18 protein-coding genes are annotated in these 23122 nt (G+C 46.2%); 2 read left to right on the top strand and 16 right to left on the bottom strand.

All coding sequences use genetic code 11. The annotated features are described in order from the left end of the window. Positions 1–9: 9 nt before the first annotated feature. From OCV99_RS16445 to OCV99_RS16405, 9 genes are all read right to left on the bottom strand, one after another. Entirely contained in the window at positions 10–1605 is a 1596-nt protein-coding gene (locus tag OCV99_RS16445; protein ID WP_158371994.1) for a CvpA family protein, read from the bottom strand. Positions 1606–1630: 25 nt separating this feature from the next. Then, entirely contained in the window at positions 1631–3073 is a 1443-nt protein-coding gene (locus tag OCV99_RS16440; RefSeq protein ID WP_158371992.1) for a TrkH family potassium uptake protein, read from the bottom strand. A 13-nt stretch (positions 3074–3086) separates the two neighbouring features. After that, positions 3087–4445 (bottom strand): Trk system potassium transporter TrkA, encoded by a 1359-nt coding sequence (gene trkA / locus OCV99_RS16435; RefSeq protein WP_158372006.1) that lies wholly within the window; start codon positions 4443–4445, stop codon positions 3087–3089. Between the two features lie 190 nt (positions 4446–4635). After that, on the bottom strand, positions 4636–5379 hold the full coding sequence (locus tag OCV99_RS16430) for a DeoR/GlpR family DNA-binding transcription regulator (protein WP_158371990.1): 744 nt from the start codon (positions 5377–5379) through the stop codon (positions 4636–4638). A gap of 27 nt (positions 5380–5406) precedes the next feature. Further along, positions 5407–7059 (bottom strand): phosphoenolpyruvate--protein phosphotransferase, encoded by a 1653-nt coding sequence (gene ptsP / locus OCV99_RS16425; RefSeq protein ID WP_158371988.1) that lies wholly within the window; start codon positions 7057–7059, stop codon positions 5407–5409. Between the two features lie 102 nt (positions 7060–7161). Continuing rightward, on the bottom strand, positions 7162–7419 hold the full coding sequence (locus OCV99_RS16420) for an HPr family phosphocarrier protein (RefSeq protein ID WP_158371986.1): 258 nt from the start codon (positions 7417–7419) through the stop codon (positions 7162–7164). A 39-nt stretch (positions 7420–7458) separates the two neighbouring features. Further along, positions 7459–9375, bottom strand: a complete 1917-nt coding sequence (locus tag OCV99_RS16415) for a PTS fructose transporter subunit IIABC (RefSeq protein ID WP_158371984.1) — start codon at positions 9373–9375, stop codon at positions 7459–7461. A gap of 11 nt (positions 9376–9386) precedes the next feature. Then, complete coding sequence (pfkB, locus tag OCV99_RS16410) at positions 9387–10298, bottom strand: 1-phosphofructokinase (RefSeq protein WP_158371982.1); 912 nt, start codon at positions 10296–10298, stop codon at positions 9387–9389. A gap of 290 nt (positions 10299–10588) precedes the next feature. Beyond that, positions 10589–12664 carry an elongation factor G gene (locus OCV99_RS16405; protein ID WP_158371980.1) on the bottom strand — a complete coding sequence of 692 codons (2076 nt, stop codon included), beginning with the start codon at positions 12662–12664 and terminating at the stop codon, positions 10589–10591. A 185-nt stretch (positions 12665–12849) separates the two neighbouring features. Between OCV99_RS16405 and OCV99_RS16400 the strand changes: the two genes are divergently transcribed. Beyond that, positions 12850–13944: a prephenate dehydrogenase gene (locus OCV99_RS16400; protein ID WP_158371978.1), complete on the top strand. Its 1095-nt coding sequence runs from the start codon at positions 12850–12852 to the stop codon at positions 13942–13944. A 29-nt stretch (positions 13945–13973) separates the two neighbouring features. After that, positions 13974–15257: a 3-phosphoshikimate 1-carboxyvinyltransferase gene (gene aroA / locus OCV99_RS16395; RefSeq protein WP_158371976.1), complete on the top strand. Its 1284-nt coding sequence runs from the start codon at positions 13974–13976 to the stop codon at positions 15255–15257. Positions 15258–15441: 184 nt separating this feature from the next. Here aroA and OCV99_RS16390 read toward each other — a convergent pair whose 3' ends face one another. From OCV99_RS16390 to pfkB (OCV99_RS16360), 7 genes are all read right to left on the bottom strand, one after another. Then, positions 15442–15888: a MarR family winged helix-turn-helix transcriptional regulator gene (locus tag OCV99_RS16390; RefSeq protein WP_158371974.1), complete on the bottom strand. Its 447-nt coding sequence runs from the start codon at positions 15886–15888 to the stop codon at positions 15442–15444. A 72-nt stretch (positions 15889–15960) separates the two neighbouring features. After that, complete coding sequence (locus OCV99_RS16385; protein ID WP_158371972.1) at positions 15961–17133, bottom strand: SpoIIE family protein phosphatase; 1173 nt, start codon at positions 17131–17133, stop codon at positions 15961–15963. A 1-nt stretch (position 17134) separates the two neighbouring features. Beyond that, on the bottom strand, positions 17135–18847 hold the full coding sequence (locus tag OCV99_RS16380; protein ID WP_158371970.1) for a [Fe-Fe] hydrogenase large subunit C-terminal domain-containing protein: 1713 nt from the start codon (positions 18845–18847) through the stop codon (positions 17135–17137). Positions 18848–18942: 95 nt separating this feature from the next. Next, positions 18943–20544 (bottom strand): phosphoenolpyruvate--protein phosphotransferase, encoded by a 1602-nt coding sequence (ptsP, locus tag OCV99_RS16375; protein ID WP_158371968.1) that lies wholly within the window; start codon positions 20542–20544, stop codon positions 18943–18945. Positions 20545–20546: 2 nt separating this feature from the next. Continuing rightward, entirely contained in the window at positions 20547–20810 is a 264-nt protein-coding gene (locus OCV99_RS16370) for an HPr family phosphocarrier protein (protein ID WP_158371966.1), read from the bottom strand. A 10-nt stretch (positions 20811–20820) separates the two neighbouring features. Then, positions 20821–22086 (bottom strand): zinc-binding dehydrogenase, encoded by a 1266-nt coding sequence (locus OCV99_RS16365; RefSeq protein WP_158371964.1) that lies wholly within the window; start codon positions 22084–22086, stop codon positions 20821–20823. A gap of 5 nt (positions 22087–22091) precedes the next feature. After that, on the bottom strand, positions 22092–23027 hold the full coding sequence (gene pfkB / locus OCV99_RS16360; protein WP_158371962.1) for a 1-phosphofructokinase: 936 nt from the start codon (positions 23025–23027) through the stop codon (positions 22092–22094). Positions 23028–23122: the final 95 nt, after the last annotated feature.

Here is a 23122-nt window from a genome sequence, read left to right as displayed (position 1 = left end):
TCCTGTTTTTTATTCTATGGACATAACCATATTTGCCCTTGTATCTTCTTTATATTCCAGCGTAATCTCCTGTCCCACTTCGTACTTAATGATATCAATATAATCCACCACAGATACATCAAATATCTCTTCCGATCCCTCAATCATCAGATAATAATGGGAATTGCCGTCAATGACTCCCTGGGCAATCTTCGTGATTTTCCCTGTAATGGTCTTCACTTCTCTGGTATCTTCCGCTTCCTGCTTTACGCCGTTGCTGAGAAGAAGGCTGAGATAGCTTTCCTCACATTGGCTGACGCTGTCCCCAATGGCAACAATCTGGTACTTCTGTACATTCACCATAGCATATTTCTTCACAAGTCCCGCATCATCCTTTAAAGCAATGAAGTATGTCGGTTCATCTGAAATATTAAGCAGCAGCGGAAAAGTTGCCTGATATTTTAAGTTCTGCACCTGCCCTTCTGCCGATGCCATAGCTGCCGCCTCGGTAGCTCCTTCTACCTTATAATACTTTGTCTCCATCGTCCGCTGATTTGCAAGTACGAATCCTACATTAGACTGATCTCCATTTACGGAAGTAACCCCTGTATACATCCATACATCATCATCCAGCGCCAGATAATTGTAGCCATCCGTAGTTTCCAGACAATCCCTCTGACCGAGGATACTATTGAAAAATCCATGTTTCAGCGTCCCATAATAATCAAATAACCGGACAAGCAAATCTGCAGAATATGCACGGTCAATCCACGTCGGCGCATCTTCAATGGCATAATCTTCCGTCTCGCCGGTAATGGCATTGCACAGTACAACTCTTCCCACCGTCTCGCCGCCAAATAGACCGATATTGAACTTCTTAACCGGAGCGATCCAATATGGAACGCCATCTTCATCAATTTCAAAGCTAAGGTTATCATAAATATAAGTCGGATGTTCAAAACGCAGATGACGATAAATATTACGGTTAAAATATTCACTGGTGGAATATTTAATTCCTTCTTCCAGCTTCACCAGCTCGGTATTCTGATTTGCCATATCAATCCGGATATACGCAGGAATCCCTTCCGAACGGTTCGTAAACCATTTGATAACGCTGGCATATTTCAGCGGCGTCACCCTCACCGGACGTCCCTGATAATTAATCTGGCTGTAAATATCATCTGCCTCAAACTGGGATACCATGTCTACCATACTTCCCATCTTCCGGTCTCCAAGGATTTCCGCCGAATCCTTGTCAAGAAGCGGAATCTGGTCGAAAGAAATCTCCTCCACGTCCTCTGTGAATTCCCCTTCTTCCACCTCCATCAGTTTCTGATACCGTTTCGCATTAATAATCGGAGAGGATAAAAGGCTTCCAACCAGGTAAATAATCCCCACACCCAGAATCATAAAGAGAAAAACCTTCATGACTTTCGACTGCTTCACTTCTTTTACGCCCAACTTCTTTCGCAGTGCATAAATAACTGCCACAGCTGCCAGGAAAAATAACAGGAAAAACCATGCTTCCGAAGAGTGCAGATTTGCAGCCGGAAGTGCAATATAATAATAAATTCCTGCTATGATTACCAATATAATTCCAATTAAAATTTTCTTGGATGCTTTCATTTACCTTCCTCCTTTACACCATTTTTTAAAATTTCTTTCTCCATACAAATGAAAACAGCATCATGAACGGGAATATCTCCAGTCTTCCCGCCAGCATATCCAGACAAAACACAATCTTAGAAAGCGGCGAAAAGTCTGCAAAGTTTCCAGTCGGCCCCACAGCGCCAAATCCTGGGCCGATGTTATTTACCGTAGCAATTACGGAACTGAATGTAGTTGAAAAGTCAAAATTGTCCAGCGAGACAATCAAAACCGACACGATAACCAGTACCACGTATGCCACAATATATACATACACATTCATAATCGTACTGTCGCTTAATTTCTTCCCGTTTACGCGCACTACATTCACAGACTTCGGATGCAGCATTTCCTTAATCGTGCGGGAGATGCTTTTCAAAAGAATCAAAAGCCTGGATACCTTAATTCCGCCTCCGGTAGAAGATGCACAGGCACCAATCACCATCAGCGTCATAAGTATACATTTTGAAAATTCCGGCCAGAGATTGAAATCTGTCGTTGCATACCCTGTCGTTGTAATAATTGTACTTACCTGGAACGCCGCGTGGCGCAGAGCTGTCCCCACAGATTCCTCCATGTGGCTGATATTTACCGTAATCATCAATATGGCAGCTGCAATGATCCCAAAATAAGTCCGCAGCTCTTCGTTTTTGTATAATGTTTTTGCATCTCCAAGAAGCAAAAAGAAGTATAAGTTAAAGTTTACTCCAAACAGTGCCATAAAAATAGTAATCACCCATTCAATATAGGCGCTGTCAAAATGAGCCACACTATCCGCATAATTAGAGAATCCTCCGGTTCCGGCTGTACCAAATGCATGAATCAGGCTGTCAAAAAGATTCATCCCTCCAAGCAAAAGCAAAATGACCTCTACCATTGTCAGCACAAAGTACATTCCATACAGAAGCTGTGCCGTAGAGCGGGACTTCGGCAGAAGCTTATCCTTTTCCGGCCCCGGAACCTCTGCCCGCATCAAATGCATAGAATTCTTCTTGTCCAATGTAGTAAGTACCATAACGAATACCAGAACGCCCATACCGCCAACCCAATGGGTAAAGCTTCGCCAAAACAACATACATTGGGGAAGAGCCTCCACATCTCTCAATATGGAAGAGCCCGTCGTGGTAAATCCTGATACTGTCTCAAAAACAGCATCCAGATAATTGGGAATGCTGCCTGACAGAAAAAAGGGAAGCGCTCCGAACAGCGACCACAAAATCCATGCACAGGATACTATAACCAGCCCGTCCTTTGCATAAAGCGTCGTCTCCTCCGGTTTTTTTCTTCCGGTCAAAAGAAAAATCAATACCAGTACCGCCGCCGTAATCAGAAAGTACACCGTGCTCTCCTCCTGATAAGCAGCCCCGACAAGAGCCGAAATCAGAAGCAGCCCGGCTTCCGCCCCCAGCATCCTTCCCAATATATATCGTATCATTTTCCTATTCATGTCTTCTCCCTCGTTACAGCATAATATCTCTCAAATCATTAATCTTTTGATCCATGTTAATTACAACCACGCTGTCTCCCACTTCCATATGATCGTCGCCATTGGGAATGATAATCTTCCCTCTTCGGCCAATGCAGGCTATCAGATTATTCTGCTTTGTACTCAGATTCTTAAGTGGAATATTGGTATATTCACACTCTTTCCTGATTATAAATTCCAGCGCTTCGACGCGATCGCCTACCAGACGGTACATCGTCTCTATATTCGCGCTCTTAAGAGATTTTTTCCTGGCTCTTACATAGCTTAAAATTGCATCCGCAGTGGCACTCTTCGCAGACACAATACTGTCAATGCCCAGTCCCTCAACCATCTGTGCTCTGGAATCTTCATTCACCTTCGCTACAATCTTCGGAACATTCTGGGTTTTGCCAAACAAAGCCATAATAATATTCTCTTCATCCATTCCGGTAAGCGCCACCAATGCATTTGCATACTCAATTCCTTCTTCTTTTAAAAGATTATAATCCGTAGCATCGCCGCAGATTACCGTTGCCTCCGGGAGCATCTCGGAAAGATTTTCACATTTTAACCGGTTCTGCTCAATAATCTTCACCCGCATCCTTGCCTGCAGAAGCTGCTGTGCCAGATAATAGCTTACTCTTCCTCCGCCGCAAATCAGCACATTCTTAACTTTGTTTGACCGTTTGCCTAATGCATTAAAGAAGGATTCCAAATCCTTGTGAGTCGCCGCCACATAAATCTTGTCCCCAGCTTGAAGCAGAAAATCGCCATCCGGAATATATACGTCTTTTCCCCGCTTAACCGCGCACACCAGAATCTTAATCTGATATTTCTGATAAATCTCGGCAAGAGACAAGCCCACCAGACGGCTCTCTTCTTTCAAAGCAAATTCTATCAGCTCAACACGGCCTTTTACAAATGTCTCAACCTTACTTGCATCCGGGAACAGAAGTACCCTTGCAATCTCATTTGCAACAGCATATTCCGGATTGACTGCCATACTCAGGCGTAAATCTTCCTTCAAAAGCCCCATCTGCTTGTAATATACCGGATTCCTGACCCTGGCTATGGTATGCTTTGCTCCCAACCGCTTAGCAAGAAGGCAGCTGAGCATATTCAGCTCATCTGTCGACGCACAGGCAATCACCAAATCTGCATGTGGAACATCCGCTTCTTTCTGGATTTCTGCATTCGCCCCATCTCCTGTAATGCAAAAAATGTCAAGATTGTCAATGGCTGATTTCAATTTCCCTTCATTCTGATCGATCAATACAACATCATAATCTTCTTCTGATAATTGGGCCGTCAGCTTATGCCCGACCTTTCCATCACCTATGATTACTATCTTCACAATTCTTACCCTCTTCTTATCTTCAAGATTCATCTGCCGGATTCATGTCAGATGCAAGCTGTCTTTCCATCTGAAACAAATATAGCATATGGATTATAGCACTTTTGTACTCAGACTTCAATCGAATCATCGCTGTTATAGCAAAAAGAAAACACTCCACAATTCTTATCGTGAAGTGTTTTGATTTTCTCTATGGGCACAGTACGATATCAGCCATCCCTTTCCATTCTTCGGGACAGGCATCTGTCAGAATCGTCCCCGCCGACATCCCGGCAAATGTCACGGAACTGACGCGGTTAAATTTACTATTATCACTGACAATATAAGCTTTCTGGCATTGCTCCACCGCAGTTTTCTTCACCAGCGCCTCTCTGTCATCCGGGGTTGTAAATCCTGCATGCGGGTTGATTCCGTTTGTCCCGAAAAAGCCCTTGGTAAAATGGTAATCCTTAAGCGTCAGCGCCGCCATGGTTCCTACCACCGCCTCCGTTGAACTTTTCAGGGTTCCTCCCACTAATATAACACGGATTCCACTTGCTGCAAGCCTCTGTGCATGGGCAACTGCATTGGTTACGAAAGCAGCCTTCCTTTCTTCTATAAAATCCAGCATAAGCCCGGTGGTCGTCCCCGCATCCAGATATACAAAATCCTGGGGCTGAATCAGAGAAGCCGCATATCTGGCAATACGCCTTTTCTCTTCTCTGTTAATCTCTTTCTTCTGCGCTACCGTTGGCTCTGCTGATATATAGACATTATCCGGCATCACGGCGCCGCCGAATACCTTTACCAGCCGCCCCGCCTTATCCAAAACCGTAATATCTCTCCTTGCCGTCGACTCCGAAATTCCCAGAAGCTCTGTCAGTTCAGCCACCGTAATACTACGGCGCTCCTCAAGAATTTTCAGAATCATCGCATGTCTTTGCTCCGATAACATACCATCCTCCATCTTTGCCTTTCTTACTTAGACTCCGGTATTCCCTGCCTTATATGCCTCCACATCCGTCTCCAGCACAATCTTACGAATCGGAAGTATCCTTCCCGGAGACACAGACAGTTCATCCACTCCCATGGCAAGGAATTTCTGTGTAAGCTCCAAATCCGCACCCAGCTCACCGCAGATTCCCGCCCAGATTCCTGCTTTATGTGCATTCTCTACTACCATTTCTATCATCCGCAGGACTGCCGGGTGATGGGCGTCATAGAATTCATCCAACGACGGATTCTGCCGGTCAATTGCCAGCGCATACTGGGTTAAGTCATTTGTTCCTATACTGAAGAAATCCACTTCTTCCGCCAGCATATCGCTAATCATTACCGCTGCCGGAGTCTCAATCATAATCCCCTGTTCCGGCCGGCCATACGCAATTCCCTGGCTGGAAAGCTCTTCTTCTACTTCATTTACGATTTCTTTGATCCGGCGTACCTCTGCCACGCTGGTAATCATCGGATACATAATCGCAATCTTTCCAAACGCACTGGCACGCAGCAGCGCCCTTAACTGTGTCTTGAAGATTTCCGGCCGTGTCAGGCAGATACGGATGGCACGGCATCCCATTGCCGGATTCTCTTCCTTCGCCATCTCAAAATAGTCACACTGCTTATCCGCGCCAATATCCAGTGTCCTGATAATCACACGTTTTCCTGCCATCGTCTCTGCCACAGTCCGGTAAATCTGAAACTGTTCTTCTTCTGTCGGGAACTGATCTTTCTCGAGGTAAATGAATTCGCTCCGAAAAAGTCCGATACCGCCGGCATCGTTCTGAAGAACTGTGGCAAGGTCTTTCATATTTCCAATATTAGCATACAGCATGATTTTTTTACCGTCAAGCGTGATATTCTCCTTGCCCTTCAAGGTCTGAAGCAGTTCTTTCTTTTCGTTTTCCTCCTGCTGTATCTTCCGCATACGGTCTAAAGTCTCCGGATCCGGATCTACATAGAATGTACCGTTGGTTCCATCCACAATCCCCATTTTCCCATCTATATCTGCATCCAGTGAAAGTTCTGTCCCAATCAGCGCCGGAATACTCATGGTTCTTGCAAGAATTGCTGTGTGGGAATTCACAGAACCACGGACCGTGACGAAAGATAGCACCATTTCTTTATCAAGCTGCACTGTCTCGGACGGTGCAAGATCATCTGCCACAATAATTGCAGGTTCATCTGCAAGAATCCCCTGCTCAGCCTTTCCATGCAGGATTGACAGAAGCCTCTCTGAAATATCCCTGACGTCAGCCGCCCGCTCCCGCATATAATCATCATCCATGGATGCGAACATCTGCGCAAAATTATCTGCTGTCTGCGCCACCGCATACTCCGCATTCACCTTCTGTGTGCTGATAATATTTTCTACGGATTCCCGATAATCATCATCTTCCAGCATCATCTGATGGATTTCAAAAATCGCAGCATTTGCCTCTCCCACTTCCTTCAGCGCCTTCTCATAAAGCTCTGCAAGCTGCTCCATAGCCTGCTTGGTTGCCTCATGGTAGCGCGCGGTCTCCCTCTGTGTATCCTCTATCCTGACACGCTTTACCTGCTGTTCACCCTTACTATATACTCTGATTCTGCCAATGGCAGTTCCGCCAAATACACTTTTTCCCTTATATATCTGCATCGCCATTCCTCCTGGTTCCCGTCATTTCCGTTCCTATCCGCCTATAGCACACAAGGCTCCGGCACCATGTGCTCCGAGCCTTGCGTAAACTGTCCATATGATTTACAGGTTCTCCTGCATGAATCTGCTGATTGCCTCGTATGCCGCATCTTCATCTTCGCCATCAAAGGTAAGGACAACCTCATTGCCTTTCTTTACGCCAAGTCCCATAAGTCCGAAGATTTTCTTGCAATCGCCTGCCTTGCCGTCTTTGGACAATTGAATACTGCACGTAAATGCCTTCGCAGCCTTTACTAATTCCCCTGCCGGGCGCGCATGGATTCCTTCCGGGTCTGTAATTACATACTTAAATTCTTTCATAACTATTCTCCTTTTTCTTTTATTTTATTGTATAAGCTTCTACTCTTCAACATTTTTCTTCAATATGCCAAGCAATATAGTAGATACTGCCGTTCCTGCAACCAGCGCCACAACATACATCAGGGCATTTCCCACCACCGGGAATACGAAGATTCCGCCGTGAGGAGCCATCAGCGTACAGCCAAACAGCATAGACAGCGCTCCTGCCACTCCTGAACCAATCACACAGGATGGAAGTACATGGATCGGATCCGATGCCGCATATGGAATTGCTCCCTCTGTGATAAATGCAAGCCCCATGATAAAGTTAGTAGGACCGGATTCTCTCTCTTCTTTTGTAAATTTCTTCTTAAAGAGAAGTGTTGCCAGTGCAATTGCACAAGGAGGCGTCATTCCTCCAATCATAACAGCCGCCATAATATCATAATTTCCCGCTGCGATTGCCGCTGTACCGAATACATACGCCGCTTTATTAAACGGGCCACCCATGTCAATCGCCATCATACCGCCAAGAATCAATCCCAGAATTACCTTGCTTGTGCCTCCCATGCTTGTAAGTCCATTATTCAGTGCCGTATTGATGCCGCCCATTACCGGCTCTACTATGAAGGACATCAAAAGCCCCATAATCAGAATACCAATCAGCGGATAAATGAGTACCGGCGCGATTTTTTCCAGGAAATCCGGCAGCTTATCACAAACCTTGCGAAGAAGGAGAATTGTATAGCCTGCCACAAAACCAGCTACCAGCGCTCCCAAAAAACCAGATTTACCATTAGCTGCAATCATCCCGCCTACAAAGCCAAGCGCCAGCGCAGGTCTGTCTCCGATTGCCATCGCAATAAATCCTGCCAGCACCGGAAGCATGAATCCGAATGCAACACCGCCCAGGTTCTTGAACCATGCCGCGATTGGCGTAATCGTACCAAAGTTTACTCTTTCTGCTACATCCAGCGCGTTCATATCCACACAGAGTCCGTCAATCAAGAATGCAATCGCAATCAGAATACCTCCTCCGACTACGAAAGGAAGCATATGGGACACTCCATTCATAAGCTGTGCATAAATCTGATGTCCCACACCGCCGCTCTTTTTTGTCGGCTGTCCCACGGCTTTTGTTCCTGATTGCCCATGATATACCGGAACATTTCCTGCAATTGCCTGCTCTACCAATTCATTTGCCCGGCTGATTCCATCAGACACCTGACATTCAATCACTTTCTTCCCATCAAATCTGTCCATGGGAACCTGTGTATCTGCTGCAACGATAATACAGTCTGCCTCTTCGATTTCCTTTGCAGTCAGCACGTTCTTTGCCCCGCCGGATCCTCTGGTTTCTATTCTGATATAACAATTCTTCTCTTTCGCTGCCTTCTCAAGTGCCTCTGCAGCCATATAAGTATGAGCAATTCCCGTGGGACAGGATGTCACGGCAAGAATCTTTACCTGCGCACCTTCTGCCTCGCCCGTGTCCGCCAGTCTTTCGTCAATACTTGCTTTTTCTTCATCTGCTTTGTCAATAATTGCAAGGAATTCATCCACAGATTTTGCATTGCGGAGATTATTAGAAAATTCCTCATCCATCATCAGCACAGAAAGTTTACTCAACACATCAAGGTGGACATTATCCTCTGTATTCGGCGCTGCAATCAGGAAAATCAACGTAACCGGTTCTCCGTCCAGTGAATCAAAGTCAACCCCATCCTTTACTACCATTGCCGCAAGCCCGGGCTTACTTACTGCGTCGCATTTTCCATGGGGAATGGCAATTCCTTCCCCGATGCCTGTCGTACTTTCTTCTTCTCTTGCGTATACCTGCCTGCGGTAACTTTCCGCATCTTTAATCTTACCGCTTTTCACCATCAGTTCAACCACCTGGTCGAGAGCCTCGCTCTTACTTCCCGGTGTTCCTGAAAGGGAAATACTCCGTTTGTCTAACAGTTCTGTAATTCTCATTCCATTTCCTCCTACTCACCGATTACCTGTTTATATACTGTCTCTATCTCTTCTTTTGTTGCCAACATCTCTGAAAATGCACTTGCACTTCCTGCCGAAACTCCCATGCAGAATGCATGTCTGTAATCCTTCTTTTCCAACCATCCCGCGATAAAACCTGCCACCATGGAATCCCCGGCGCCCACGCCATTGATAAGCTTTCCTTTCGGAGCCGGCGCCTCCTGCACGGTTCCATCCTCCGCTACCAGAACAGCTCCCTCGCCGGCCATAGAAACCAGTACATTCACAGCTCCCATTTCCTTAAGCTTCCTGGCATAAGGAATAACTTCCTCCCTTGTCCGAAGCTCCGTCTTAAAAATCTCACCTAACTCATGATTATTTGGCTTTACCAAAAACGGATGATATTCCAGAACATTAACCAGAAGATCTCTTGTGGCATCCACTACAATCATCACACCGCGCCCCTGAAGTCTTGCCATAATCTTCTTATAAATATCATCCGGCATAGAATTCGGGATGCTTCCTGCCAGGATCAGGACATCCCCTTCCTCCAGGGCGTCCAACTTCTCCATCAGCTTCTTCAAAGCGGCTTCATCAATATAAGGTCCGCAGCCATTGATTTCCGTCCCGTCAATAGATTTCAATTTTAAGTTGATTCTTGAAATACCGTTTTCAATTGGGATAAAATCGGTTCTTACTCCCATCTTCTCTACCCGGCGGATAATCTCCTTCCCTGTAAATCCGGCCTCAAATCCAAGCGCCGTATTCTCGATCCCCAGATTTCCAAGTACCATCGAAACATTCAATCCCTTCCCTCCGGGAAGCATTAATTCCGAACTGGTCCGATTCGTAAGCCCGAGCTTAAAATCTTCTACTGAAACGATATAATCTAACGACGGATTAAATGTAACCGTGTAAATCATCTCATTTCCTCCTTGCTTTATTTTGTAATTGTATTATACTTTCAAACTCAGCCAAAGTCAATCACACTAATTCACAAATTACCAAATCTATTTTTATGTATTCTGCACAATTTTGGTTCTTTTTGACCGTTTTTGATTGATTTAATCTTTATACTGAAGGTATTATCCCCAATTCACAATAAATTATAACAAAGCGGACAAGTCCGCCTCGAATTTCCCATTATCATAAAAACCGGGATGTACACCGCCAAGTGTACATCCCGGTCATAGAATCTACCTTTTTTCTATTCTTATTCTTCTGCCGCGCGCTTTGCAATCTCTGCTTCCTGAACATCGGACGGAGCCTGCTCATAACGTGCAAATTCGTACTCATACGTTCCGCGTCCGCCGGTCATAGAACGGAGAGTGGTGCAATAACCGAACATTCCTGTCATCGGCACATCTGCCTCAATGATCTGATAACCGCCATTGACAGGTGTCATACCAAGGACACGTCCGCGGCGTTTATTCAGATCGCCCATTACATCGCCGGTGTAATCATCCGGAACCGTAACCTTCACAGACGCGATTGGCTCTAACAGAACCGGTCCGGCTTCCATAAAGCCTTTCTTAAACGCCTGGATCGTAGCCGTCTTAAATGCCATCTCAGAAGAATCTACCGGATGATAAGATCCATCATAAAGAGTTGCCTTCACGCCGACTACCGGATAACCTGCAAGAGGTCCCTTCAGCACAGATTCCTGCAATCCTTTTTCCACTGCCGGGAAGTAATTCTTCGGAACAGCTCCGCCTACTACACACTCTTCAAATACATACGGAGTCTCCATATCCCCGGAAGGCTCAAAGCGCATCTTAACGTGGCCGTACTGTCCATGTCCGCCGGACTGCTTCTTATACTTGGTATCTACGTCTGAATTCTTCTTGATTGTCTCACGGAAAGCAACCTTCGGCGTCTCAAGCTGAATCTCACATTTATATCTTGCCGCCAGCTTGCTTGCTGTAATCTCAAGATGCTGGTCGCCCATTCCATAAATCAATGTCTGACGGTTCTCACTGTCATTGACAGCCTTGAGCGTCACATCCTCCGCCATCATCTTCTGCAGAGCCTGGGATACTTTATCTTCATCGCCTTTATTCTTGCAGGCATACTTCATATATGTATAAGGTTTCGAGTACTCTGTCTTTCCGTAAAGAACCTGATTTGCCTTCGTGGAGAGAGTGTCTCCCGTCTTCGTATTGGCAAGCTTCGCAATCGCTCCGATATCACCGGCAAACATCTCGCTTACTTCCGTCGGCTTATTACCGGACATAGTATAAATCTTGCCCAGTTTCTCTTCTGCCTCCGACGTAGGATTATACAGCGTATCTTCTCCTTTGATAACACCGGAACAAACTTTAACGAAGGAATATTTTCCGATAAACGGATCCACCATCGTCTTAAATACATAAGCACTCTTCGCCACCGCGAAATCATAATCCGCCTCAAAGATCTCATTCGTTGTGCGGTTAATTCCTGCGCACTCCCTGCAGTCAGGGCTTGGGAAGAAACGAACAATATCCGAAAGAAGGTTCGCCACGCCCTGCGCCTGGATATTCGATCCCATCGCTACCGGGACAATGCTTCCTTCCATAACTTCTGTACGCATTGCTGCGCGGATCTCTTCTACAGAAAACTCTTCACCTGCAAAATAGCGTTCCATATATTCTTCACTGATCTCCGCAACTGCTTCTAATAATTTCTCACGGTAAATTTCAAGATTGGGTTTGCAGTACTCCGGTATCTCGCATTCTTCTCTCTGTCCGATGCCTGTATACTTTCTTCCGGAATTCTTAATAACATTCACGTAACCCACCAATTTCTCATTCTCACGGATTGGCTGGAAATGCGGTGCGATCTTCTTACCATAACGGTCTGTAAGCTGCTGCACTACCTCACGGAAACTGGCGTCATCCACATCCATCTCTGTTACATAGACCATACGGGGCAGGTTATACTTATCGCACAATTCCCACGCCTTCTCTGTACCTACCTCTACGCCTGCCTTACCGGACACTACAACAACTGCCGCGTCCGCAGCGCTGACTGCTTCTTCAACTTCTCCCACAAAATCAAAATATCCCGGTGTATCCAGAATATTAATCTTCGCCTTTTCCCATTCAATCGGCACCAAAGATGTACTGATTGAAAATCCACGTTTCTGCTCTTCTTTATCAAAATCGCTGATTGTATTGCCATCCGCCACTTTACCCATACGATTCACGGCGCCGGATACGTAAGCCATAGCCTCCACAAGGCTTGTCTTCCCGCATCCTCCATGTCCTAACAGGACCACGTTTCTGATTTCGTCCGTTCTGTAAACTTTCATATTTAGCTGCCTCCTTGTTCGTAAAATCTCATATGTATATTGTACTAAAAAACTCTTTTTTTTACAACTCTTTTATGCATCTTTTACAGAATAATTGCTTTTTCACTTTAAAGCGCCATAGCGTTGACAAACCTCCTACGAACGTAGTACAATATTCCGGAAGAAAAAGAAAGGAAAGCAAAAACATGAAAAAGAAAATCGGCTTTATCGGTCTGGGGCTGATCGGCGGTTCTATTGCCAAAGCAATCCGACAGTATTATCCCGATTACCAGATTATAGCCTTTGATAAAAATAAAGAAACACTGGCTCTTGCCACTCAGGAATCCCTGATTGACGTAGCAGCCACTACCATTGACGACAATTTCCGGCACTGCCATTACATTTTCCTGTGTGCTCCGGTCGCTTATAACACTGCCTACCTGCCTCAAATCCGGGAATATCTTCAAGAGGACTGTATCCTGACCGACGTAGGCAGCGTAAAAGCCAGCATCCACCAGGAGATTGAACGTCTTCATATGGAAGAACACTTTATCGGCGGGCACCCCATGGCAGGCTCTGAAAAGAGTGGTTATGCCAACTCCAAGGCAATGCTGATTGAAAATGCCTACTATATTATTACACCTACTTCCAAAGTCAGTAAGGACAGGGTGGAAGAATATACTGCTTTTATCACAAGTCTGAAAGCGCTCCCCATCGTCCTCAATTATAAAGAACATGATCATATTACGGGCACCATCAGCCATCTGCCTCATATCATCGCCTCCACGCTTGTCAACTACGTGCGGGACACAGACTCAAAAGACGGGGTGATGAAACAGCTTGCAGCAGGCGGATTTAAGGATATCACCCGGATTGCCTCCTCTTCTCCCACCATGTGGCAGCATATCTGCTTAAAGAACAGGGAAAACATTTCCCAGATTCTGGGAGATTATATAGAAGCGCTTTCCCACGCAAAGGCTGCCATAGACCAGGCAGATGAGCAGACCATTTACAACATGTTCGACGCTTCCAGAAATTACCGCAACTCCATTCCTGACACTTCCGCAGGTGCAATCAGCAAAACCTTTGCCCTGTACTGTGATATTATTGACGAGGCAGGCGGGATTGCCACTATTGCAACCATTCTGGCATCAAACAATATCAGTATTAAGAATATCGGGATCATCCACAACCGTGAATTTGAAGAAGGCGTACTGCGCATCGAATTCTACGAAGCAGACTCCTCCAGGCGGGCTGCGGAGCTTTTGAAAAAATACCGCTACATCGTATATGAACGATAAACCAAACTAACAATAGGGAGAATCCATCTATGAAAACAACTCAGATTTCTAAAAGAACCAGCCCTTTACGCGGCGAGATTACCATCCCCGGAGATAAGTCCATCTCCCACCGTTCTATTATGTTCGGCGCTCTGGCAAAAGGCACAACAGAGATTACCAATTTTCTGAAAGGAGCAGACTGCCTTTCCACCATTGATTGTTTCCGGAAACTGGGAGTTCAGGTGGAAGAATCTTCTGATACCATCCTGGTTCACGGAAAAGGGCTTCACGGGCTCCTGCCGCCTTCCGATATCCTGGACACCGGAAACAGCGGAACCACCACCCGGCTCATATCCGGAATTCTTGCCGGGCAGAACTTTACATCCATCCTTTCCGGAGATGACTCCTTAAATTCCCGCCCCATGGGAAGGATTATGGAACCTCTCCGCATGATGAGTGCGCATATCACCAGCATCCGCGACAACAACTGCGCACCTTTAAGAATTGAGCCGGGACAGCTATGTGGAATCCACTACCACTCAAAGGTTGCCTCCGCCCAAGTAAAATCAGCCATCCTTCTGGCCGGATTATATGCAGAAGGAAAGACTTCCGTTACAGAACCGGTCCTTTCCAGAAACCACACAGAGTTAATGCTAAAAAGCTTCGGCGCCCGAATCGAATCCTCCGGCACCACCGCTTCCGTTTCTCCCTGTGAAGAACTGTATGGCCAGAAAATCATCGTACCGGGAGATATTTCCTCTGCTGCCTACTTCATCGCCGCCGGGCTTCTTGTTCCCGGTTCGGAATTATTAATCCAGAATGTAGGCATCAACCCGACCCGCGCAGGTATCTTAAAAGTCTGCAGGGACATGGGCGGAGATATTACCTATTTGAATGAAAAAACTGCCGGTGGAGAGCCGACAGCCGATCTTCTGGTACGCTACAGCCATCTCCGCGGAACCGTTATAGAAGGAAGTCTGATTCCCACTTTAATTGATGAAATCCCAATCATCGCCGTGCTGGCTGCATTTGCGGAAGGAACCACCATTATCAGAGATGCCGCTGAATTGAAAGTCAAAGAAACGAACCGTATCGACACCGTGACCGAAAATCTTCGCGCAATGGGAGGTAGCATCACTCCTACGGAAGATGGTATGATAATCGAAGGCACAGGCGCATTACACGGCAGCGTAATTAACAGCCATTTAGACCACCGGATTGCCATGGCATTCGCCATTGCCGCCCTGGCGTCGGAAGGCGAGACTCAGATTCTTGACAGCCAATGCGTGGATGTCTCCTATCCCGGATTCTTCCACATACTTCTAAAAAAATGATAAAATGTTTAAAAGAGACGCCGGTCTAAACCGGCGTTCTCTTCTTTTTATATAACAGGAAATTCCTTCGGAATCCCCTGTTATATAAAATGCACTTCGTGCAGTGATGCGCAGCTCGCGGAAATGAAATTACTGTGTTACAGTCCGCTCGCGCGCGGCGATTGCGCACAAGGCGCAATCTTTTTTATTCTCCCTCTTCGTAATTCTCCAGGCTCTGCCGCAGCTTTTTCAGACTGCTCACAAAGCTTTCAATCTCTTCATCTGAGAACAAGAGAAACAACCGGTTCGTCTCATTAGCAAGAGGCTCATCATAGTCTGCAAGATACTGATATGCCTTCTGTGTCAGCTCCACCTTCAGCGCCCTTGCATCCTGTCTGGATCTGCTGACAGCAACATAGCCCTTTGCCTCCAGCGAGGTCAGCATTTTCTTTACATTCTGCCTTGTGGTTCCCACATATTCCGCAATGCTATTAATACTCTTCTCTTCCTCATCCATCCGAGAAATCAGCATCAGGAGAAACCACTGTCTGAAAGTAATCTCCGGCAGTACGCCGTCGCCAAAACGGGTAAGACCATTGGACAGCAATGAAATCGCTCCTATAATAAATTCTTCTTTTTCTGTTCTATACATTTCTACACCTCTAATTGCGCAACCAGTTGCATTTTTAGCACATGCAATCTATTACTTATTTTTTCTTTCAGCCTAATAGTATCTGACGTTTACTTTCTTCCCCAGATTCTGTGCGCATTCCTTTAATTGCTCTACAAGATTCATCCGGATACTCAGGTCGAAAGGGAGATCCGGATTCTCATGGGCTGTATTCATGGCTTTTCCCACGAACAGATTCAGATCCGTGCATTCTTCAATGAGAAGCCTCGCCAACTTAGACGCTCCATTCCCGGCATCCAACTCATCAAAAAATGCCTCGTCAAATTCATCTCTCTCATAACGCTTCAGAAGGCCAAGAGCCTTTCCGAGAGTCAATACTCCCTCCGTCACCAAATCCAGCCCTTCAATCGTTGCCATCGGCGGCACACTGGGGTCTGCATAATCAATAGAAGTAACGATGTCCTTCTTCAGCACGCGGGCCGCTATATTGGCACTGGTACCTCCGCAGACTACCTTCTTCCCCTCCTGCTTCATCAGATCTTGTATCACCCTTTCGTCATCCGCTTTTTGTAACGGCGGTCCGGTAAAGATATTCACCACTCTGCGCGGGATCACTCGGGCAACTGCAATCGTCGTATCGTCCCCTGGTTTCTCACCGTACAATTCATAACACGCCTGACTCAGCATCGCCGTAAGCCTGGACGCCGACAAAGTCTCCTTCGTACATTTCAGCGTATATGCCGCCATATCCTCCCACTGCCAGCCAAAGTTCAGAAGCTCACCGACACCTGCATAGATTACGCCATCGCTCATCAGCACAAAACAGTCATTTAGTTCCACCCGGAATCTGTATTCTCTGATTTTCTTTCCCTCAATCATCCGTTCTTCATAAGGATACCTTACCAGCTTTCTGTTCCGCACAAATACACATTCCGGATTATCATACTCTACCAGATAAGCATCTCCATTGTGAAAAATCTGCAAGATACTGAACGTAGCATAAGCTACCTCCCGTTCTTTGCAGACAGGAAGTGTCCTTGCCACCGTCTCCACGCAGGACACGATGTCCGCCCCCTCCAAAAACATGGTTCCCAGAATCTTAGAGGTCAGGGTTGCCAGAATGTTTGCCTTCACGCCACTCCCCATTCCGTCTGCCAGAATCACAATATCAGAATCGTCGGTTTTTAACACTTCCACTTTATCCCCGCACAGCTCTTCCCCGTGCTTATTCAGGCTTTTCCATGAAATATCCACACTCACACTCATACTAATCTTCCTCCGCAGTAAGCATAGAGTTCCTAAGCTTTGTCAGCGTTACCTTCGTCTCTGCAGTCGTCTCTCCCAAAAGCCCTGCAATCTCCTGCGCAATCATCATCTGCTTATCAATAACCTTCTGCGCCATGTCCACCGTCTCCATCTTCAGATTCAGCCGCTGCTCTTTTGCCTTCTCTTCCTTGGTAATATCCTGGTAAGTTACCAGGGCAGATTCCAGATTTTCAATGTAAATAATAGACTCTACTACGGTAAGGTTCATACTTTCCAGCTTTAATTTTCTATGAATAATCGGCTCTTTTTTGTCCAGGACATCCGCAATATCCTTCTCTTCCACAAACTCAAATATATACCGCTCCAGAGCTTCTTCCCTGGAAACCCCCAGCATTTCCTGTGCCTTTTTATTGCATTCCCGGATTCGCATCTCCTTATCCACAATCAAAATCATGCTGGGCGTAACATCCATCACGATGTTCGACATGGATTCTGCCTGCGCCAGCGCATAGGGAAGGCACATGCTGACCTCCGCCTTATTCTGGAAAATAGCCGTTGCCTTCGCACGGCAGGTAGGATAGCCGCAGGCGCCGCAGTTCAGTTCATCCGCCGCCGTATACTTTCCCATGGCGTGAAGCACTTCTTCCATCTGCTCCTTCGTCGGTTCCTGCTCTCTTACATGGCGGTCTGTAAATTCTTTATACATCTCTACACCGTTTTGTACAATCTCATCTGCTTCCTCCCGATGTTTTACCTGCTCTTCAATCCCCTTTTTTGCCTTTATCAAGGACTGCTGCCATTTATCAGACGCAGGACCCTTAATACATCCGCCCTCACACACATTTACCTCAAAAAAGCAGTGCTCAATCTCACCTTTTTCCAGCTCCTCAAATAACTCCATGCAGGCTTTCAGTCCATCAATATGTACTTTATAGTAATTCTCCTCGGGCACCGCTGCCAGAACCGATGTAATCACGCCGCCGCTGACCGGATAGAGCTGGTTCACCTTCGGGCTGGGATTCCCCATGGGTTCCTCCTCACACCGGCAGAGGTCGATTCCTTCTTCCTTCCACCATTTTACAATCTCCTCAAAGGTTAGAATTGCATCGATAGCTCCCCGCACCCGCTTGTCACCGATGGCTTCTTCTTTCTTCGCAATGCACGGCCCAAGAAAAACCACTTTCACGTCCTCACCATAGATACTCTTAATCAGACGTCCATGGGCAACCATAGGAGACACCACCGGAGCCAACAAAGGAGTCAGCGAAGGATAATACTTCTCAACCAAATCGTTGACGCTTGGACAGCAGGTAGTAATAATATTCTTCATCCTGCCTTCTGCCAGAAGCTTCCGGTATTCTCTGGTAACCAGCGCCGCCCCTTCTGCCGTTTCCCTTACTTCATAGAATCCCAGCTTCTTAAGAGCAGACACCACCTGTCCCGGCTTCTCATATTCCAGAACTCCCAGATAAGACGGGGCGATCGAGATAATCACTCTCTTTCCCTGCCCCAGATAGCCCTTAACCCGTTCCATATCACTGGCAAATGTTTTCGCATTCTGGGGACAGACCTCCAGACAATGCCCACAGTGAATACAGTTATCTTCCATAATATGTGCCTGTTCATTCCGAACCAGAATTGCTTTCACTTCGCAATTGCGCACACATTTATAACAATGCCTGCATCTTGCATCTTTAAAATCAATTACTTTCACTTCGCCGCCTCCTTTGCTTCTTTTTTATCTCTTCTTATTTTATCACAGAAATAGAAAAGGGGGAAGCGCGCCATCGCGCGCTTCCCCTTTTTTCTTTACATATTTATAATCTGTTCTCTCACATAATCAATACTTCCGGCAGACATACTGAATTCATCCAAACCAAGCTCCAGGAGAATGGGCACGGCACGTTTGTCTCCCGCCATCTCACCGCACATCCCGACTTTAATCCCTTCCTTATGCCCCGCACGGATAATCTGCCCAATAGCGCTCACCACCGCGGGATGAAAATAATCATAACGGTCGGCAATCTTCTTATTGCCGCGATCCACCGCCAGCAGGTATTGTGTCAGATCATTTGTCCCAATGCTGAAGAAATCCGCTTCCTTCGCAAATGTTTCTGCAAGCAGGACGCTTGCCGGAGTCTCCATCATCATCCCAAGCTCAATCTTCTCATCGTATACCTTTCCCTCGGCAGACAGCTCTTTTTTGCATTCTTCCACCAGCGCTTTCGCTTCCCTTAATTCTTCCAGTGAAATAATCATAGGAAACATAATCCTCACATGCCCAAATGCACTTGCCCGCAGAATGGCACGGAGCTGTTCTTTAAACATTTCCTTCATATCCAAGGAAATACGGATTGCCCTCCAGCCAAGGAATGGGTTTTCTTCTTTTTCAAAATCAAAGTAAGACAAATCCTTATCGCCGCCGATATCCAGCGTGCGGATGGTAAGTTCCTGCGGGCAGAGCATCGCCGCTTCTTTATATACTTCAAATTGTTCTTCTTCTGTAGGAAAATGCGTATTTTCCATATAAAGGAACTCGCTTCTGAAAAGCCCCACTCCATCAATATTCATGGGGAGCGCCTTCCGAATATCTTCCACATTGCCTACATTAGCACACAGCGAGATCCGTTTACCGTCTTTTGTCACCGCCGGGACATTTCTCAGGCTCTCAAGATGACGTCTTTGCTCTTCATATGCCTTCTTCTTCTCCTGATACTCAGACAACACGGACGCATCCGGGTCTGTCACAATGATTCCTTTTTCTGCATCCATGCAGACCATCATCCCATCCTCTACTTTATCAAGGATTCCCTTAACTCCTACCAGCGTAGGAATATTCATACTCTTGGCAATGATAGATACATGGCTCGTAACGCCGCCTTCTTCTGTAATAATTCCCTTAACCAATTCTGGGGAAAGCTTCACTGTATCTGACGGATACAAATCCTTTGCCACTACGATAACCTCAGAAGAAAGGCTTCCCAGATCCGGGCGCTTTATCCCTTTTAACCCTGCAAGAAACCGCTTACCTACATCTTTGATATCCGCGCCTCTCTCCTTCATATAAGCATCGTCCATTGCTGCGAAAACTGCCGCAAATTCCTCCACTACTTCGTGAACAGCAAGCTGCGCATTCTTCTTTTCATCACGGATTTTAGAAGTAATACCTTCCTGCAGCATAAAATCATCCGCAATTTCAAGATGAGCCGCAAAAATCTCGTTTTCCGCAGCAAGCTCTCCAAGCTCCTGCAGCACAGCCCCTTTTACCGCCGCAAATCTTTGCTGCTCTGCTTCAACCTCTTCCTCGGCAAGCAGAGTCATATCTGGTGTCCAATCCGGTTCCAAATACTTATATGCCACGGCAGCGGCAATTCCTCTTGACGCCGTTTTCTCAACATCTATCCGTTCCATACTTACTCACCCAATCCACTTTCAATCAAAGTAACCAGTGTCTTTAAATCTTCTTCTTCTGTCTCCCCGGTACATTGAAGCTCCACTTCCGTTCCACATTTGATAGCTGCTGCCATAATATTCAGGATACTTTTTACCTGGATTCTTTTTTCTCCATACACGATGATTACATTAGAACTGCATTTTCCTGCTGCCTGTGCCAGGATTGACGCCGGTCTTGCGTGAAGACCTGATGGGTTTTTAATCGTTATTTTCTGTGATACCATAATTCCCCTCCTATACTTCTACACCAAAATGTTCAAATAATATCTTCTCTGCTTCTGCATTCCACAATCCTCTGTTTTTCTTGCAGACATCATCCAGTTTCTTAAATAACGGATCTGTTTCTCCCAGCTTTCCGAAATCTTCAATTGCAGTCAACGGCATATCAAACTGGGTGTAAGTAAGCTTCTTACCGCCCGGAATATTCGGGAGATTCAGTGTTGCCTGGGCAATACTGTCAATACCTCCCACATGCGTTACCATAACCGCAGGCTCAATCTTTCCCTTGGCGGCCAGCTCATTTGCTTCAATCAAATCGTCATTATTACCTCCGGTAGTCCCCAGGATATGGGCACTGATATAATGCACATTATACAGATTGATCTCTGCCTTGAATTGATTGTCTGTAGGACCCGCAAAGAAGTTCATGCATCCGTCAAAGGCCAGAAGCTGATCTCCCATTTCTGCAACCTTACGGTTAGGAATATATACAAATACATCATCATATCCCTTACCGCCTGTAATGTCGCGAAGTTCCTTTATCGGATCTTCCATCTTCGCCGTATTCACATAGAGAAGCTCTACGCCGTTTTCTGCCGCCTTTTCGGGAGGAATTACCTCACTGGCACGGGCAAGTTTAGCGTCATCAATATCTGTTACCACGATACGTTTCGGCTTATTCTCAAACTGAATACCATAGCTGATAGCTCCAAGCCCCATCGGCCCACATCCTCCAAGGATGATAATATCTCCACCCTCTTTCGTTCCTCCCGCAAGATCGTGATTTCTCTTGTTGGTGTGATAATTTCCATGGTATCCTCCGATGATGCAGCTCATAGGTTCGCCAAGAGATGCTTCAAAGAAGCTGTCTCCTTCATACGGCATCAGGCATCCCAGCTCCATTACCTCATGGGGAATGACACAGTAGGTGCACGCACCGCCGAAATATTCATAAGAATACCCCGGAGATGCAAGGCTTCCTTTATAATTCAGCGCTGGTTGCTGCGCAAATTTCATGCCGGGTTTAAACTGATCCTTCCACTTCTCACCCACCTCGACGATTACTCCGGCAAACTCATGTCCGATGATAACCGGATTTGTGTCAATGTTCTGTGGCGCTCTTTTGTGCTTTTTCCCCTGCTCCGCAAGCTTATAAGTAGACATACAGATACTGTCACTCATAACCTTTACCAGAATCTCGTCGTCCTTGATTTCCGGCAATTCAAATTCTTCTAATCTTAAATCTCTGGTTCCATACATTCTGACTGCTTTTGTTTTCATTCTATTTACGCTCCTATCTTTTCAATCATTACCTGTTTCTTTAATTCCTCTATCAGTTCCTTTGTCGGCGGTTTCGTTCCTACGGTCGTCACTGCCCCTGCGGAGGTCGCCATACACAGCCGGATAGTCTCCTCTCCACTCAGCCTGTTATCCCAGGAATACGCCAGCGCCGCCACCATAGCATCTCCTGCTCCCACAGTAGAGTGGGCTTTCACAGACAATGCCGGGCATCTCACCTCGCCGTTTGGCATTACCAGCATAGCTCCGCTCTTACCCATGGATACTGCCACCGTCTCTATCCCTTTGTTCCTCAGCTCCCGTGCCAGACCCAGAAGTTCTTCATCCGAAGCCCTGTAATCAATCCCTGCGTACTCCTCCAACTCCACTCGGTTCGGCTTAATAATATCCGGTCCGGCTGCCAGAGAATTGCGGAATAATTCTCCATCTGCGTCCAGCAGAACTTTCGCTCCTTTTTCGTGAACCATACGAATAATTTTCTCATAGATATGCTTATCCACACCTGCCGGAATGCTCCCTGCCAGAATAAACAATACATTTTCACCGGCATACCCTTTCAGTTTCTCCAGCAGTTCCTGTATCTGTCCTTCCGTAATGACCGGTCCCGGCTCATTTAATTCTGTCACTGCTCCGCTTTTCTCAAATACTTTGGTATTTGTCCGGGTCTCTCCTTCCACCCAGATAAAATCATTCCGGATTTTTTTCTCATTCAGTACATTCTCAATAGTTTTTCCTGCATTTCCTCCCAAAAATCCGGTGGCAATACTCTCGCCTCCCAGCTCGCATATGGTTTTGGAGACGTTAATTCCTTTGCCGCCTGCGTCATACTCCACTTTCTGAATCCGATTCAGCCCTCCCGGCTGCAAAGCCTCAATTTCTACCGTCTTGTCGATGGCCGGATTCATGGAAACCGTGATAATCATACTCCTTACTCCTCGTATAATAAGTTTGTAAGCAAGAAAACAGCTTGCAGACTTATTCTTTTTTGATTAGACAGAAGGATAATTCTAAACATCCT

It is taken from the genome of Dorea acetigenes (assembly GCF_025567385.1).
Classification (GTDB): Bacteria; Bacillota; Clostridia; order Lachnospirales; family Lachnospiraceae; genus Claveliimonas; species Claveliimonas acetigenes.
This window is presented reverse-complemented; position numbering and strand designations above follow the sequence as displayed.